At 60.2% G+C, this 16,771-nt stretch carries 15 protein-coding genes and 1 pseudogene; 10 read left to right on the plus strand and 6 right to left on the minus strand.

Annotated features, from left to right (window positions below):
• Nucleotides 1-299: pseudogene (locus BM416_RS20200) on the plus strand (IS481 family transposase); the annotation flags it as partial.
• A gap of 143 nt (nt 300-442) precedes the next feature.
• On the opposite strand, the gene typA reads toward BM416_RS20200, so the two are convergent.
• Together typA and thiI are read right to left on the minus strand one after the other, a co-directional pair.
• Nucleotides 443-2,263, minus strand: a complete 1,821-nt coding sequence (gene typA / locus BM416_RS20205; protein ID WP_024072901.1) for a translational GTPase TypA — start codon at nt 2,261-2,263, stop codon at nt 443-445.
• 139 nt (nt 2,264-2,402) lie between these two features.
• On the minus strand, nt 2,403-3,857 hold the full coding sequence (gene thiI / locus BM416_RS20210; RefSeq protein ID WP_065940748.1) for a tRNA uracil 4-sulfurtransferase ThiI: 1,455 nt from the start codon (nt 3,855-3,857) through the stop codon (nt 2,403-2,405).
• A 334-nt stretch (nt 3,858-4,191) separates the two neighbouring features.
• On the opposite strand from thiI, the gene glnA reads away from it, so the two are divergent.
• From glnA to ntrC, 5 genes are all read left to right on the plus strand, one after another.
• Nucleotides 4,192-5,598 carry a glutamate--ammonia ligase gene (gene glnA / locus BM416_RS20220; protein WP_024072899.1) on the plus strand — a complete coding sequence of 469 codons (1,407 nt, stop codon included), beginning with the start codon at nt 4,192-4,194 and terminating at the stop codon, nt 5,596-5,598.
• Nucleotides 5,599-5,702: 104 nt separating this feature from the next.
• Entirely contained in the window at nt 5,703-6,242 is a 540-nt protein-coding gene (locus tag BM416_RS20225) for a chorismate mutase (protein WP_092489240.1), read from the plus strand.
• A 99-nt stretch (nt 6,243-6,341) separates the two neighbouring features.
• A complete protein-coding gene (locus BM416_RS20230; RefSeq protein WP_092489241.1) occupies nt 6,342-6,767 on the plus strand; it encodes a cupin domain-containing protein in 426 nt (141 codons plus the stop codon).
• A 296-nt stretch (nt 6,768-7,063) separates the two neighbouring features.
• On the plus strand, nt 7,064-8,149 hold the full coding sequence (glnL, locus tag BM416_RS20235) for a nitrogen regulation protein NR(II) (protein WP_024072896.1): 1,086 nt from the start codon (nt 7,064-7,066) through the stop codon (nt 8,147-8,149).
• Nucleotides 8,146-9,582 (plus strand): nitrogen regulation protein NR(I), encoded by a 1,437-nt coding sequence (ntrC, locus tag BM416_RS20240; protein ID WP_027605069.1) that lies wholly within the window; start codon nt 8,146-8,148, stop codon nt 9,580-9,582. The genes glnL and ntrC overlap by 4 nt, the downstream gene beginning before the upstream one ends.
• A 469-nt stretch (nt 9,583-10,051) precedes the next feature.
• On the opposite strand, the gene BM416_RS20250 is transcribed toward ntrC, so the two are convergent.
• Complete coding sequence (locus BM416_RS20250) at nt 10,052-10,492, minus strand: hypothetical protein (protein WP_092489242.1); 441 nt, start codon at nt 10,490-10,492, stop codon at nt 10,052-10,054.
• On the opposite strand from BM416_RS20250, the gene BM416_RS20255 reads away from it, so the two are divergent.
• Complete coding sequence (locus BM416_RS20255) at nt 10,491-10,946, plus strand: tRNA (cytidine(34)-2'-O)-methyltransferase (RefSeq protein WP_010563141.1); 456 nt, start codon at nt 10,491-10,493, stop codon at nt 10,944-10,946. The genes BM416_RS20250 and BM416_RS20255 overlap by 2 nt on opposite strands.
• Nucleotides 10,947-11,072: 126 nt before the next feature.
• On the opposite strand, the gene secB is transcribed toward BM416_RS20255, so the two are convergent.
• Genes secB through BM416_RS20270 form a run of 3 tightly spaced genes read right to left on the minus strand, consistent with a single transcriptional unit; the run spans nt 11,073 to nt 12,264 of the window.
• On the minus strand, nt 11,073-11,552 hold the full coding sequence (secB, locus tag BM416_RS20260; RefSeq protein ID WP_014716520.1) for a protein-export chaperone SecB: 480 nt from the start codon (nt 11,550-11,552) through the stop codon (nt 11,073-11,075).
• 42 nt (nt 11,553-11,594) lie between these two features.
• Nucleotides 11,595-11,849, minus strand: coding sequence for a glutaredoxin 3 (grxC, locus tag BM416_RS20265; protein WP_010213876.1), 255 nt, complete (start codon nt 11,847-11,849; stop codon nt 11,595-11,597).
• A 1-nt stretch (nt 11,850) separates the two neighbouring features.
• On the minus strand, nt 11,851-12,264 hold the full coding sequence (locus BM416_RS20270; protein WP_092489243.1) for a rhodanese-like domain-containing protein: 414 nt from the start codon (nt 12,262-12,264) through the stop codon (nt 11,851-11,853).
• A gap of 151 nt (nt 12,265-12,415) precedes the next feature.
• On the opposite strand from BM416_RS20270, the gene gpmI reads away from it, so the two are divergent.
• From gpmI to BM416_RS20285, 3 genes are all read left to right on the plus strand, one after another.
• Complete coding sequence (gpmI, locus tag BM416_RS20275; RefSeq protein WP_092489244.1) at nt 12,416-13,942, plus strand: 2,3-bisphosphoglycerate-independent phosphoglycerate mutase; 1,527 nt, start codon at nt 12,416-12,418, stop codon at nt 13,940-13,942.
• 185 nt (nt 13,943-14,127) lie between these two features.
• Entirely contained in the window at nt 14,128-15,423 is a 1,296-nt protein-coding gene (locus BM416_RS20280; protein ID WP_092489245.1) for a murein hydrolase activator EnvC family protein, read from the plus strand.
• 30 nt (nt 15,424-15,453) lie between these two features.
• Nucleotides 15,454-16,770, plus strand: coding sequence for a S41 family peptidase (locus tag BM416_RS20285; protein WP_065940744.1), 1,317 nt, complete (start codon nt 15,454-15,456; stop codon nt 16,768-16,770).
• Nucleotide 16,771: the final 1 nt, after the last annotated feature.

Below are 16,771 nucleotides of genomic sequence, written 5' to 3' on the forward strand. Positions count from 1 at the left end.
TACGCCCTCACGAAGCGCTCGGCATGAAAAGTCCGGGAGACTTGTATGTGCCGTCCACCCGAATTTATCCAGGGTGCTTGCCCGATGTGGAATATCCGGCAGAAATGAAAGTTCGAAGCGTCAGGCAGGACGGATCGATCAAGTGGAACGGCAAGTTGGTATTTATCAGCGAGGCGCTGTCCGGGGAAAGGATAGGGCTCAAAGAAGCTGAAGATGATGCTTGGGATTTGTACCTGTGTGATTATCCCTTGGGGAGGCTTGGACGAGGTATGACCCGCGTCCAGGCCTCAAATGTGTAAACGATGTCCCCGGTTTCAGATGTAAACGATGTCTACGGTTCTACACCCCGATGAGGCCAGTACAGCCACCACAGAAACTGCAGGCATAAAAAAACGCCCCCGGCCTTTCGACCGGGGGCGTTTTTCATTCAGCCTGAGTTAACTCAGTTCTTGGCTTTCTTGGCAGCGCGGGTACGCTCGCCTTCGTCCAGGATCTTCTTACGCAGGCGGATCGACTTCGGCGTCACTTCGCACAGTTCGTCGTCCTGGATGAATTCCAGGGCCTGTTCCAGGGTGAAGCGAACAGGTGGAACCAGGGCGATGGTTTCGTCTTTACCCGAAGCACGCATGTTGTCGAGCTTCTTGCCTTTGGTTGGGTTGACGCCCATGTCGTTGTCACGGCTGTTCAGACCAACGATCTGACCGTTGTAGATCTCTTGGCCGTGTTCAACGAACAGCTTGCCACGCGCCTGGAGGGTTTCCAGGGAGTAGGTCAGTGCCTTGCCGGTTTCTACCGATACCAGGACACCGTTCTGACGGCCGGACATGTCGCCGGACTTCATGGTGTCGTAGCGATCGAAGATCGAGGTCAGGATGCCAGCGCCGTTGGTCAGGGTCAGGAACTGGTTACGGAAACCGATCAGACCACGAGCAGGGATGTTGTATTCCAGACGCACACGGCCTTTGCCATCCGGCACCATGTTGGTCAGGTCGCCCTTACGCAGGCCCATCTCTTCCATGACCTTGCCCTGGGATTCTTCAGGGGTGTCGATGGTGACGTTTTCGAACGGTTCCTGCTTCACGCCGTCAACGGTACGGATGATCACTTCTGGACGACCAACGCCCATTTCGAAGCCTTCGCGACGCATGGTTTCGATCAGTACCGAGAGGTGCAGCTCACCACGGCCGGAAACCTTGAACTTGTCAGCCGAGTCGCCTTCTTCAACGCGCAGTGCAACGTTGTACAGCAGCTCTTTGTCCAGACGTTCCTTGATGTTACGGGAAGTCACGAACTTGCCTTCTTTACCGCAGAAAGGCGAGTCGTTTACCTGGAAGGTCATGGAAACGGTTGGCTCGTCGACGGTCAGAGGCTTCATTGCCTCGACAGTATCCGGCTGGCACAGGGTGTCGGAGATGAACAGCGAGTCCATACCGCTGACGCACACGATATCGCCGGCGAAAGCTTCTTCAACGTCGATGCGGTGCAGGCCGTGGTGACCCATCAGCTTCAGGATACGACCGTTACGCTTCTTGCCGTCGGCGCCGATAGCGACAACCGGGGTGTTCGGCTTGACGCTGCCACGGGCGATACGGCCAACGCCGATCACACCCAGGAAGCTGTTGTAGTCCAGTGCCGAGATTTGCATCTGGAACGGACCGTCACGGTCAACCTTCGGTGGTGGAACGTGGTCAACGATCGCCTGGTACAGCGGGGTCATGTCTTCCGCCATGGCGGTGTGTTCCAGACCGGCAATGCCGTTCAGGGCCGAGGCGTAGATCACTTGGAAATCAAGTTGCTCTTCGGTGGCACCCAGGTTGTCGAACAGGTCGAAGATCTGGTCCAGAACCCAGTCCGGACGCGCGCCTGGACGGTCAACCTTGTTGATGCACACGATCGGACGCAGGCCGGCTTCGAAAGCCTTCTTGGTCACGAAACGGGTTTGCGGCATAGGGCCGTCTTGAGCGTCAACCAGCAGCAGAACGGAGTCAACCATCGACATTACGCGTTCTACTTCGCCGCCGAAGTCGGCGTGGCCCGGGGTATCCACGATGTTGATGTGGTAGCCGTTCCAGTTGATAGCGGTGTTTTTTGCCAGGATGGTAATACCGCGCTCTTTTTCCTGGTCGTTGGAGTCCATCACGCGCTCGTCGTTGAGCTCGTTGCGCTCCAGGGTGCCGGATTGACGCAGGAGTTTGTCTACCAGGGTGGTTTTACCATGGTCAACGTGGGCAATGATGGCGATGTTACGTAGATTTTCGATCACTTGTGTATCTCGATCAGAGGATTCGGTGTGCTGACAGGTCGTGGCAGCGATTAACAGTAGAGTCAGGCCTTGCCGTTACAGCTTGACGGCAGAGTCGGGGGGCCGGTGACGCAGGCCACAGGCAAACAGCCCCGGGCTCTTAGCTCGGTCGATAAACGCGCACATTGGCATGCCCCTCACTGAGCAAATGGTGGGCATGCAGGCGACTCATCACGCCTTTGTCGCAATACAGCAGGTACTGACGGCTGTTATCCAGTTCCTTGAAACGCGCGTTCAATGCATAGAACGGCAGCGTTTGTACGTCGATGCCGGCGATTTCCAGCGGCTCATCTTCAGCGGCATCCGGGTGACGGATGTCGATGACGATCTGGCCGGCCAGGGCTTCGCTGACTTCTTCGATCTGCACATCCTGGCCCAGTTCGTCGATAACACGATCGATCGGGACCAGCTTGGCGTTCTCGAGCGCACGCTCCAGAACCGCCATATCAAACTGTTGTTCTTCGTACTCCACGCGGTTGCGCTTGGCGTGGGTCTTGGGGTTCACCGAAATGACCCCGCAGTATTCAGGCATGTGCTTGGCAAAGTCGGCGGTGCCGATTGTTTCTGCCAAGTCGATGATGTCCTGCTTGTGGCTGGCGATCAGCGGGCGCAGTACCAGCTTCTCGGTCACGCAGTCGATCAGCGACAGGTTCGGCAGCGTCTGGCTGGAAACCTGGGAAATCGCCTCACCGGTCACCAGCGCGTCGATCTGCAACTGATCGGCGATTCGGGACGCGGCGCGCAACATCATACGCTTCAAAACTACGCCCATATGACTGTTATCGACTTTACCGAGAATTTCGCCCAGCACTTCCTCGAACGGTACGCTCACAAATAGCACGCGCTGGGAGCTGCCGTACTTCTTCCAGATAAAGTGCGCAACTTCCATCACGCCCAATTCGTGTGCACGCCCGCCCAGGTTAAAGAAGCAGAAGTGGCTCATCAGGCCGCGGCGCATGATCTGGTAGGCCGCCACCGTGGAATCGAAACCGCCGGACATGAGGACCAGGGTCTGTTCCAGGGCGCCCAGCGGGTAGCCGCCGATGCTGTCGTGCTGGCTGTGAATCACAAACAACCGTTGGTCGCGAATTTCCATGCGCACTTCAATTTGCGGCGCCTTGAGGGAAATTCCGGCGGCGCCGCACTCGCGACGCAGCTTGCTGCCGACGTATTTCTCGACGTCCATGGAACTGAACGGGTGCTTGCCGGCACGCTTGCAGCGCACCGAAAAAATCTTGCCTTCAAGGCTGTCGCCGAAGTGCCGTTTGCATTTTTCGGTGATGTCGTCGAAGTCCCCCAGGGGGTACTCATCCACCTGCAGGAAATGCGCGATACCCGGCATGCAGCTCAGGCGCTCGGTCATGTCCTTCAAGGCTTTGGCGTCGGTCAGGCGGGTTTCCAGCTCGAGGTTGTCCCACACACCGTTCACCACCACAGCCGGGTCCAGATCGCGGAGCACGGCACGGATGTTCTTGGCCAACTGACGGATGAAACGCATCCGTACCGGTCGGCTCTTGATGGTGATCTCGGGGAAGACTTTAACGATTAATTTCATGGAAACAGCGCGCGCAGGGCCTGCCGAAAAAGGGGGGCGCGGATTATAGCGGAAATCGCTCAAGGTTTAACCAGTTAATATGCACAACACTCGACTCGCACTAAAGAGGTGCATTTGCACTCGCGCGCGCCACATTGCGGTGCGCCAATTTCGGGCATTTGTCGCAATGCACCTTTATAGGGGCGTTTTTGGAGCAAAAAACCCATGTTGGCGCACTGGCATGCAATTTGCTCTCTTGTGAGGCAGGTTGCCATGGCGGACTATCCGCGCCGGCATCACCCACATTCTAAGGGCTAACTCCACTACCCCAGCCCGAAGCCACCCGGAGGACACTATGTCGAAGTCGGTTCAACTCATCAAAGATCATGACGTTAAATGGATTGATCTGCGCTTCACGGACACCAAAGGCACTCAGCACCACGTGACCATGCCGGCTCGCGACGCGCTGGATGATGCTTTCTTCGAAGAAGGCAAAATGTTCGACGGCTCCTCCATCGCTGGCTGGAAAGGCATCGAAGCCTCCGACATGATCCTGATGCCGGACGACAGCACTGCCGTCCTCGACCCGTTCACCGAAGACCCAACCCTGATCATCGTCTGCGACGTGATCGAGCCTTCGACCATGCAAGGCTACGACCGCGACCCACGTGCGATCGCCAAGCGTGCCGAGGAATACCTGAAGTCCACCGGTATCGGCGACACCGTATTCGTAGGCCCGGAGCCGGAATTCTTCATCTTTGATTCGGTCAAGTTCAAGTCCGACATCTCCGGCTCCATGTTCAAGATCTTCTCCGAACAAGGTTCGTGGATGTCCGACCAGGACGTGGAAGGCGGCAACAAAGGCCACCGTCCAGGCATCAAAGGTGGCTACTTCCCGGTTCCGCCGTTCGACCACGACCACGAAATCCGTACCTCCATGTGCAACGCCATGGAAGAAATGGGCCTGGTCATCGAAGTTCACCACCACGAAGTGGCGACTGCCGGCCAGAACGAAATCGGTGTGAAGTTCAACACCCTGGTTGCCAAGGCTGACGAAGTCCAGACCCTGAAGTACTGCGTACACAACGTGGCTGATGCCTACGGCCGTACCGCTACCTTCATGCCTAAGCCGCTGTACGGCGATAACGGTTCGGGTATGCACGTTCACCTGTCCATCGCCAAAGAAGGCAAGAACACCTTCGCTGGCGAAGGTTATGCCGGCCTGTCCGACACCGCCCTGTACTTCATCGGCGGCATCATCAAGCACGGTAAGGCCCTGAACGGCTTCACCAACCCATCGACCAACTCCTACAAACGTCTGGTCCCAGGTTTCGAAGCACCGGTCATGCTGGCCTACTCGGCTCGCAACCGTTCCGCCTCGATCCGTATTCCTTACGTGTCCAGCCCGCGCGCTCGCCGTATCGAAGCTCGCTTCCCGGATCCAGCAGCCAACCCATACCTGGCTTTCGCTGCCCTGGTCATGGCCGGCCTGGACGGTATCCAGAACAAGATCCACCCTGGCGACGCCGCCGACAAAAACTTGTACGACCTGCCGCCTGAAGAGGCCAAAGAGATCCCACAAGTGTGCGGCAGCCTGAAAGAAGCCCTGGAAGAGCTGGACAAGGGCCGTGCGTTCCTGACCAAAGGCGGCGTATTCAGCGACGACTTCATCGATGCCTACATCGAGCTGAAAAGCGAAGAAGAAATCAAAGTGCGCACCTTCGTACACCCACTGGAATACGAGCTGTACTACAGCTGCTGATCCGGTAGCGCTGCTTGACGCAGCGTGATGAAAAAGGCCTCCTTCGGGAGGTTTTTTTTGCCCGGGAATTAACCCGAATCCCCCCTCCCATAAGGAGATCCGCATTGAAACGTCGATTTGCATTCGCTTTAGTGTTTTTCAGCGCCAGTGCATTGGCTGCGCCACCCACTCTTGAGCCGCTGCTCAACAGCATCGCCGAACGCCTGGAGATCGCCGACCAGGTGGCCCTGAGCAAATGGGACAGCAAAAAACCTGTAGAAGACAAAAAGCGCGAACAAGAGGTGATCGCCAGCGTCATGGCCCAGGCACCGAGCTACAAATTGGCGCCCGCCACCGCTGAGCAATTTTTTTCGGCGCAGATCGAGGCGAACAAACTGGTGCAGTACACCCACCTGTCCGACTGGCAGTTCCAGGGCAAGGCACCGGACGATCCGCGCCCGGACCTGGTGAAGCAGATACGCCCGCAATTGGATGAGCTGCAGAAACGCCTGCTGCAGCAATTGGCTGACTTCACTCCGCAGCGTACCGACCCACAGTGCCCTCAATGGCTGGCCGAAGCGGTGCATGAGCCGCTGAACGATCCGCTGCGGCAACTGGCGATGATCCGCGCTACGGCCGAGCTGTGTATCCGCACAGGCGAATAACGGATGACACCCACATCATTTTAGGCACCTTCCGGCATCCCTCCCCGAACAGCGATCGTAGCCTGGCCGGCCACTCAGCGAACGGGATGAAGCCAAACCATGGAAACCCTCAAATGCTTGATCGCAACAGCGACCTGCCTGTCTGCCCTAGGCTGCAGCAGCCAGCCGAAAGACGTCGTGCAAATCGAAAAGGAAATCCTGCTGCAGAGCAGCGCATCATGGGACGGAACACCTTACCAGACTTACCCCTCCAGCCCGCCGGAACTCACGCTGTTGCGACTCAAGATCCCCGCGAATACGCAGTTACCCTGGCACAGCCACCCCATGCCGAATGCAGCGTATATCCTCTCGGGCGAGCTGATCGTTGAAGCCCGTAAAGGCGGGCAAGCCCTCACCCTGACACAAGGGCAAACCCTGGCCGAGATGGTAGGCACAGTGCATCGCGGCAGAACCGGAACCACACCGGTGGAGCTGCTGGTCTTTTACGCCGGCAGCGCGGGCATGCCACTCTCACAGCCGCATTGATAAATGCCCACCACGGAGATCGCTCTCGCACACCCGCCGAGAGCACTCTCTCATCACTTCCTGAACAACCTTCACAAAACAGCACTATATTGGTGCAATAGCCTGCACCCCTCCCACCGCTTCACACCATTTTGGTTCGAAACTTCGCGAAGAAGCTGGCAGTACGCCACAGTTTCGCGCCTTAAACGCCTATTTCAGGGCCTGCACGCTTCTTTTCGGAGCCTTGGTTTGGTTTTTGCATTTTCCTTGTATCAGCGTGTGCCTCAAGCACGCGCCTTGCTCCAAAAGAGGTCCCGATGACCATCAGCGATGCACTGCACCGTTTGCTACTCGACAACCTGACCACCGCGACCATCCTGCTCAATGACGACCTGCGCCTTGAGTACATGAACCCGGCGGCAGAGATGCTCCTGGCCATCAGCGGCCAGCGCAGCCATGGGCAGTTCATCAGCGAATTGTTCACCGAGTCGGCCGAAGCCTTGAGTTCGTTGCGCCAGGCAGTGGAGCAGGCACACCCGTTCACCAAGCGTGAGGCGATGCTCACGGCACTCACCGGCCAGACGCTGACCGTCGACTACGCCGTAACCCCGATCCTGAGCAACGGCGCCACGCTGCTGCTGCTCGAAGTGCACCCCCGCGACCGCCTGTTGCGCATCACCAAGGAAGAAGCCCAGCTGTCCAAGCAGGAGACCAGCAAGATGCTGGTGCGTGGCCTGGCCCATGAGATCAAGAACCCGCTGGGCGGCATTCGCGGCGCGGCGCAGTTGCTGGCCCGTGAACTGCCGGACGAGCACCTCAAGGACTACACCAACGTCATCATCGAAGAGGCCGACCGTCTGCGTAACCTGGTGGACCGCATGCTCGGCTCCAACAAGCTACCGTCGCTGGCGATGACCAACGTGCACGAAGTTCTGGAGCGCGTCTGTCAGTTGGTAGAAGCCGAAAGCCAGGGCTGCATCACCCTGGTGCGCGACTACGACCCGAGCATTCCCGACGTGTTGATCGACCGCGAGCAGATGATCCAGGCGGTGCTCAACATCGTGCGCAACGCCATGCAGGCCATCAGCAGCCAGAACGAGCTGCGCCTTGGCCGCATCAGCCTGCGCACCCGTGCCCTGCGCCAGTTCACCATCGGCCACGTGCGCCATCGCCTGGTGACCAAGGTCGAGATCATCGACAACGGCCCGGGCATTCCTGCGGAACTCCAGGAAACCATTTTCTTTCCCATGGTCAGCGGCCGCCCGGACGGTACCGGGCTGGGCCTGGCCATTACCCAGAACATCATCAGCCAGCACCAGGGTCTGATCGAATGTGAGAGCCATCCCGGCCACACCACATTCTCGATCTTTCTGCCTCTGGAACAAGGAGCCCCCTCGACATGAGCCGTAGTGAAACTGTGTGGATCGTCGATGACGACCGTTCTATCCGCTGGGTCCTCGAGAAAGCCTTGCAACAGGAAGGCATGACCACCCAGAGCTTCGACAGCGCCGACGGGGTGATGAGCCGCCTGGCGCGCCAGCAGCCCGACGTGATCATCTCCGACATCCGCATGCCCGGCGCCAGTGGCCTGGACCTGCTGGCGCGGATTCGCGAGCAGCACCCGCGCCTGCCGGTGATCATCATGACTGCGCACTCGGACCTGGACAGCGCTGTCGCGTCCTATCAGGGCGGTGCCTTCGAGTACCTGCCCAAGCCGTTTGACGTGGACGAGGCCGTGGCGCTGGTCAAACGCGCCAACCAGCACGCCCAGGAACAGCAGAACCAGGAAGCTCCGCCGACCCTGACCCGCACCCCGGAAATCATCGGCGAAGCGCCGGCGATGCAGGAAGTGTTTCGCGCCATCGGGCGCTTGAGCCATTCCAACATCACCGTGCTGATCAACGGCGAGTCGGGTACCGGTAAAGAGTTGGTGGCCCACGCCCTGCACCGACACAGCCCGCGGGCGGCCTCGCCGTTTATCGCGCTGAACATGGCGGCGATCCCCAAGGATCTGATGGAGTCCGAGCTGTTCGGCCATGAGAAAGGCGCGTTCACCGGCGCAGCCAACCTGCGTCGCGGCCGCTTCGAACAGGCGGACGGCGGCACGCTGTTCCTCGATGAAATCGGCGACATGCCGGCCGACACCCAGACCCGCCTGCTGCGCGTACTGGCGGACGGCGAGTTCTACCGCGTGGGCGGGCACACACCGGTCAAGGTCGATGTGCGCATCATCGCCGCGACTCACCAGAACCTGGAAACCCTGGTGCACGCCGGCAAGTTCCGTGAGGACTTGTTCCACCGTCTCAACGTGATCCGCATCCACATCCCGCGCATGTCGGACCGCCGCGAAGATATTCCGACCCTCGCCCGCCACTTCCTCAGCCGCGCCGCCCAGGAGCTGGCCGTCGAGCCGAAGCTGCTGAAAAGCGAGACCGAGGAATACCTGAAGAACCTGCCGTGGCCCGGCAACGTGCGCCAGCTGGAGAACACCTGCCGCTGGATCACCGTGATGGCGTCCGGCCGCGAAGTGCATATCGGCGACTTGCCGCCGGAACTGCTGAGCCTGCCGCAGGATTCGGCCCCGGTGACCAACTGGGAACAGGCGCTGCGCCAATGGGCCGACCAGGCCCTGGCACGCGGCCAGTCGAACCTGCTGGACAGCGCCGTACCGGCCTTCGAGCGGATCATGATCGAAACCGCCCTCAAGCACACCGCCGGCCGCCGTCGCGATGCCGCCGTGTTGCTGGGTTGGGGTCGCAATACCCTGACGCGCAAGATCAAGGAGTTGGGCATGAAGGTCGATGGCGGTGATGACGATGAGGGCGACGACGCCTGATCTCCCATCTACCGAGGTCCAAATGTGGGAGGGGGTTTGCTCCCTCCCACATTTGGACCTCCACACGGACTCAGCATCGTGCACCGCTTCAATGCACCCTGTTCTAGCATCGCGCACACGTTCCAAGCCCGAAACCAGCGTTTTGTTAAGAAAATGCTGAACCCCGAAAACACCAAAGCCCCGTATTCCGGGGCTTTGCGCTTTCTGGAGAAATTTTTTGGCACAACTTAGCCACTCTGGCACGCGCCCTGCAATAACCCCAGTACAACCCAGTTTCGGGGACCTTGGTACAGGCAGGCCGAGAATCCCCTCTTTACACCCGGGGTGCTTGATGCGAACCGCGTCGCGCTCCACACCGCTTTCGGGAACCTCGGTACAGGCAGGCCGGGGATTCCCTCTTTAACACCGAAGCCTCTGGCTTCACCCCGTTTTGGGAGCCCTGGTACAGGCAGGCCGGGAACTCCCTCTTTTATTGCTCTTGGAGATGGATCTCCAGCCGCCAGCGGTCATCCACCTCCTCGCCCTTCCACTCCCCGCGCAACGGCCGAGCCGCCACCAGGTTCAGCAGCAAGCCCGCATCGGTCTTGCGCACGCGCCAGTTCACATCCTTGTCGTTGACCTTGAGCTGCCCACTGGCGGCCTTGCCTTGTGCGTCAAACAGCAGCGCCACGGTGCCGTCGATGTGCTCGCCGTGCAGCTTGGGTTCGCGGCTGAACCACACCACCACACCGTCCGCCGCCGTCTCTATCTGCTGCAGTTCGACCGGGTCAGGGGTGGTCAGGCGACCGATCATCAGGCCCACCATCAGGCCGACAATCGCCAATGAGCCCATGACCCTCGGCATTAGCTTCGGCCTTGGGTCTTCTTCAGGGGTAGAATGCAGCGCATCTTTGCCTTCGGAGCCGTGCATGTTTCACGTCATCCTTTTTCAACCAGAAATTCCGCCGAATACCGGCAACGTTATCAGGCTGTGCGCCAACAGTGGCTGCCACCTGCATTTGATCGAGCCCCTGGGCTTCGACATGGACGACAAGCGCCTGCGCCGTGCCGGCCTGGACTACCACGAGTATGCCACCCTGCAACGCCATGCCGACCTGGCCAGCTGCCTGGAAAGCCTGGGCCACCCACGGCTGTTCGCGTTCACCACCAAGGGTTCGCGACCGTTCCATGATGCCAGCTTCGCCGAAGGCGACGCCTTCCTGTTCGGCCCGGAAAGCCGTGGCCTGCCGGCCGAAGTACTCGACGCCCTGCCGGACGGGCATCGCCTGCGCCTGCCGATGCGCGAAGGCTGCCGCAGCCTGAACCTGTCGAACACCGTCGCCGTTGCCGTCTACGAAGGCTGGCGCCAACTCGGCTTCAAGTAACACACATAACAAATGTGGGAGGGGGCTTGCCCCCGATGGCGGAGTGTCAGTCGACATCTACGTGACTGATCCACCGCTATCGGGAGCAAGCCCCCTCCCACATTGGGTTCTGCGTCGGGTTCGAGATTACTGAACCGTCGGCGCGCCTTCCTGTTGCATGCGCTGCAGCTCTTGAGCGTACAGGGCATCGAAGTTCACCGGAGCCAGCATCAACGCCGGGAACGAACCACGGGTGACCAGGCTGTCCAGGGTCTCGCGGGCATACGGGAACAGGATGTTCGGGCAGAACGCACCCAGGGTGTGGCTCATGGACGCTTCGTCCAGGCCCTGGATCAGGAAGATACCGGCCTGTTGTACTTCAGCGATGAAGGCCACTTCTTCGCCATTCTTGACGGTGACCGACAAGGTCAGCACGACTTCGTGGAAATCGCCTTCCAGTGCCTTTTGACGGGTGTTCAGGTCCAGGGCAACGCTTGGGGTCCATTCCTGGCGGAAGATAGCCGGGCTTTTCGGCGCTTCGAACGACAAGTCACGCACATAGATACGCTGCAGCGAAAATTGTGGGCCTTGGGCTTCTGCTGCTTCGGTGTTCTGTTGGTCAGTCATCGCAGATCCTTCTTGATCTTGGGGTCTTTTAGGGGTTAGGAGTCAGACGAGCAGCAGCGCATCGAGTTTACCGGCGCGCTCCAGGGCAAACAGGTCGTCGCAACCACCGATGTGTTTGGCGCCGATCCAGATCTGCGGCACTGACGTGCGCCCCGCCTTCTGGGCCATTTCGGCACGCACCTGGGGTTTGCCATCGACCTTGATCTCTTCGAAGGCAACGCCCTTTTTCTCCAGCAGGGCCTTGGCCCGCATGCAGTAAGGGCACCAATCGCTGGAATATACGACGACCTGGCTCATATCACTTCACCAGCGGCAGGTTATCGGCGCGCCAGCTGCTGATGCCGCCGGACAGCTTGGCGGCGGTGAAACCGGTCTTGAGCATCTCGCGGGCGTGGGTACCGGCGTGCTGGCCCTGGGCGTCGACCAGGATGATGGTCTTGGCCTTGTGCTTTTCCAGCTCGGGCAGGCGCGCGATCAGCTTGTCCTGAGGAATGTTCAGGGCACCGACGATGTGGCCGGTAGCGAAATCCTTGACTGGGCGGATATCCACCACAATGGCCTCATCCTTGTTGACCAGCGCGGTCAGCTCCGACGTGCTCAGGCTGCGGCCACCACGGCTCAATTCGTGAGCGATCAGCAGCGCCAGCAGGATGACGAAGGCACCCACGAGCAGATAGTGGGCAGTGGCAAATGCAATCAGGTGATCAACCATCAAGGAGGTTCCAGGGCGTTAAAATGGCGGTAAGTATACACAGCCGTCAGGGGGGGCCAACCCCCGTAAGGCGGTGACGTGGTCGGAACTTCGCTTTAAACTGCCACTCCCTTTTCAATTGCCTTCCTTTATTACCGCCGCGAGAGGATCTATGACTACTACGCCTAAACCTTTGGTCCTGATAATTCTCGATGGCTTCGGACACAGTGAAAGCCACCACGACAACGCGGTGTACGCGGCCAAGAAGCCCGTACTCGACCGCCTGACCGCGACGGTGCCCAACGGCCTGATCTCCGGCTCGGGCATGGACGTGGGCCTGCCGGACGGCCAGATGGGCAACTCGGAAGTCGGCCACATGAACCTCGGCGCCGGACGAGTGGTCTATCAAGACTTCACCCGCGTGACCAAATCGATCCGCGATGGCGAGTTCTTCGAGAACCCGACCCTCTGCGCAGCGGTAGATAAAGCAGTGGCCGCCGGCAAAGCCGTGCACTTCATGGGCCTGCTGTCCGACGGCGGCGTTCACAGTCACCAGGACCATCTGGTGGCAATGGCCGAGCTGGCCTTCAAGCGCGGCGCCGACAAGATCTACCTGCACGCCTTCCTCGATGGTCGCGACACCCCGCCAAAAAGCGCGCAATCCTCCATCGAGCTGCTGGACGCCACCTTCGCCGCCCTGGGCAAGGGTCGCATCGCCAGCCTGGTGGGCCGCTACTTCGCCATGGACCGCGACAACCGTTGGGACCGCGTGTCCCAGGCCTACAACCTGATCGTCGACGGCCAGGCCGAATTCCACGCCGCCACCGCCCAGGAAGGCCTGGAAGCCGCCTACGCCCGTGGCGAGAGCGATGAATTCGTCAAGGCCACCACCATCGGCGAGCCGGTCAAGGTCGAAGACGGCGATGCCGTGGTGTTCATGAACTTCCGCGCCGACCGTGCCCGCGAGCTGAGCCGTGTGTTTGTCGAAGACGGTTTCAAGGAATTCGAACGGGCGCGCCAGCCAAAAGTCCAATTCGTGGGCCTGACCCAATACGCCGCCAGCATCCCGGCCCCCGCAGCGTTTGCTGCCGGCAGCCTGGACAACGTGCTGGGCGACTACCTGGCGAAGAACGGCAAGACCCAGCTGCGTATCGCTGAAACCGAAAAATACGCCCACGTCACCTTCTTCTTCTCCGGCGGCCGTGAAGAACCGTTCCCGGGCGAAGAACGCATCCTGATCCCATCGCCGAAAGTCGCCACCTACGACCTGCAGCCGGAAATGAGCGCGCCGGAAGTCACCGACAAGATCGTCGACGCCATCGAACACCAGCGTTACGACGTGATCGTGGTCAACTACGCCAACGGCGACATGGTCGGCCACAGCGGCAACCTGGAAGCTGCGACCAAGGCCGTGGAATGCCTGGACCTGTGTGTCGGCCGCATTGTCGAGGCCCTGGACAAAGTCGGCGGCGAAGCGCTGATCACCGCCGACCACGGCAACTGCGAGCAGATGTCCGACGAAACCACCGGTCAGGCCCATACCGCCCACACCACCGAGCCGGTGCCGTTCATCTATGTAGGCAAGCGCGACTTCAAAGTGCGTGAAGGCGGCGTGCTGGCGGATGTGGCACCGACCATGCTGATGCTGATGGGGTTGGAGAAGCCCAAAGAGATGACCGGGACCTCAATTCTGGTCTGATCTCAACAAACATGTGGGAGGGACTTGTCCCTTCCCACATGGGATCTGCGGTGCTTGGTAGATGTCTTTTTGCCATACCACCGCCGCTCGGCACCTATCTTGCCTTCCAGGCCGAATTGGGCGTTTTTTTTGCAGCGCTTGGCGGGCATACTAGGCCGTCCCTTTCCCTGGTGTCGCCCGCCTCTATGCTTCGCGCCTTGATTACCCTCGCTCTTGTCTGCCTGCTCCAACCGGCGTTTGCCGACGAGCGCGCACAAACTCAACAACAGTTGGACGCTACGCGTCAGGACATTACCGAGCTGAAAAAACTGCTCGGCAAGCTCCAGGAAGAAAAATCCGGGGTGCAGAAAGACCTGCGCGGCACGGAAACCGAAATGGGCAAGCTGGAGAAGCAGGTCCAGGAGCTGCAAAAAGAACTAAAGAAGAGCGAGTCGGAACTGGAGCGACTCGACGCTGAGAAAAAAAAACTCCAGAGCGCACGCGTTGAACAGCAACGCTTGATCGCGATCCAGGCCCGCGCCGCCTACCAGAGCGGCCGCCAGGAATACCTCAAGCTGCTGCTCAACCAGCAGAACCCGGAGAAATTCGCGCGCACCCTGACCTACTACGACTACCTGAGCAAGGCCCGCCTGGAGCAATTGAAAAGCTTCAACGAGACCCTGCGCCAGTTGGCCAACGTCGAACAGGAAATCGCCAACCAGCAGTCGCAGCTGGAGGACCAGAAAGCCAGCCTCAACGCCCAGCGCGACGAGCTGGACAAGGTCCGCAAGGAGCGCCAGCTGGCCCTGGCCAAGCTCAATGACGACGTGAAGGCCCGCGACGCCAAGCTGCAGGCCCGCGAGCAGGACCAGGCCGACCTGGCCAAAGTGCTCAAGACCATCGAAGAAACCCTGGCACGCCAGGCACGCGAGGCCGAAGAAGCGCGACAGAAAGCGCTGATCGCCCAGCAGGAAGCGGAAAAAAAGCGCCAGCGTGAGGCCGAACTGACAGCCACCAGCGATGCCCCCGCACCGCGTAAACCGGCACATGCCGCCCCTGGCCCGCTGGTTTCCAGTGCCGGCGAGTCGTTCGGCGGGCCTTTTGCTTCAGCCCGCGGCAAACTTCCATGGCCGGTTGATGGTCGACTGCTGGCACGCTTTGGGGAAACCCGGGGCGATGACACCCGTGCCAAGTGGGACGGGGTGATGATCAGCGCCTCTGCCGGCAGCCAGGTCCACGCCGTACATGGCGGGCGCGTGGTGTTTGCCGATTGGCTGCGGGGCGCCGGTTTGCTGGTGATTCTCGACCACGGTAATGGCTATTTAAGCCTTTATGGCCACAATCAGACGTTACTCAAGTCGGCAGGTGATGTTGTAAAAGCCGGTGAATCCATCTCCACTGTCGGTAACAGTGGTGGCCAGGACACCCCGGCGCTGTACTTCGCTATTCGTCAGCAGGGTCGCCCGAGCGATCCCGCACAATGGTGCCGGTCCCAAGGATAGGGTCGCATCTACATTAGGAGTTCGTTCGACATGCTGCATTTGTCCCGCCTCACTTCGCTGGCCCTGACGATCGCCCTGGTGATCGGCGCGCCTCTGGCTTTTGCCGACCAGGCCGCCCCGGCTGCACCCGCCGCCACGGCCGCGACCACCAAGGCGCCATTGCCGCTGGACGAGCTGCGCACCTTTGCCGAGGTCATGGACCGGATCAAGGCCGCCTATGTCGAACCTGTAGACGACAAGACCCTGCTGGAGAATGCCATCAAGGGCATGCTCAGCAACCTTGATCCGCACTCCGCCTACCTGGGGCCGGAAGATTTTGCCGAGCTGCAGGAAAGCACCAGCGGCGAATTCGGCGGCCTGGGCATTGAAGTCGGCGCCGAAGACGGCAATATCAAGGTCGTTTCGCCCATCGATGACACCCCGGCGTCCAAGGCCGGCATCCAGGCCGGTGACTTCATCGTCAAGATCAACGGCCAGCCGACCCGCGGCCAGACCATGACCGAAGCCGTCGACAAGATGCGCGGCAAGATCGGCCAGAAAATCACCCTGACTCTGGTGCGCGATGGCGGCAACCCGTTTGACGTGACGCTCACCCGCGCGACCATCGTGGTCAAGAGTGTGAAGAGCCAGCTGCTGGAATCGGGCTACGGTTACATCCGCATCACCCAGTTCCAGGTCAAGACCGGCGAAGAAGTGGCCAAGGCCCTGGCCAAGCTGCGCAAGGACAACGGCAAGAAACTCAGCGGCATCGTGCTCGACCTGCGCAACAACCCGGGCGGCGTGCTGCAGTCGGCGGTGGAAGTGGTCGACCACTTCATCACCAAGGGCCTGATCGTCTACACCAAGGGCCGTATCGCCAACTCCGAGCTGCGCTTCTCGGCCACCGGCAACGATCTCAGCGAGAACGTGCCATTGGCCGTGCTGATCAACGGCGGCAGCGCCTCGGCCTCGGAAATCGTCGCCGGCGCCCTGCAAGACCAGAAGCGCGGCGTGCTGATGGGCACCACCAGCTTCGGCAAAGGCTCGGTACAAACCGTGCTGCCGCTGAACAACGATCGCGCCCTGAAGATCACCACCGCGCTGTACTACACGCCGAACGGCCGCTCGATCCAGGCCCAGGGCATCGTGCCGGACATCGAAGTGCGCAAGGCCAAGATCACCAACGAAATCGACAGCGAGTACTACAAGGAAGCAGACCTGCAAGGTCACCTGGGCAATGGCAACGGCGGTGCCGACCAGCCAACCGGCAGCAGCAAGAAAGCCAAGCCGATGCCGCAGGACGATGACTACCAGCTGGCCCAGGCGCTGAGCCTGCTCAAGGGCCTGAGCATTACGCGCAGCCGTTGAT

It is taken from the genome of Pseudomonas sp. NFACC42-2, assembly GCF_900116055.1.
In the GTDB taxonomy this organism is placed as follows: Bacteria; Pseudomonadota; Gammaproteobacteria; order Pseudomonadales; family Pseudomonadaceae; genus Aquipseudomonas; species Aquipseudomonas marginalis.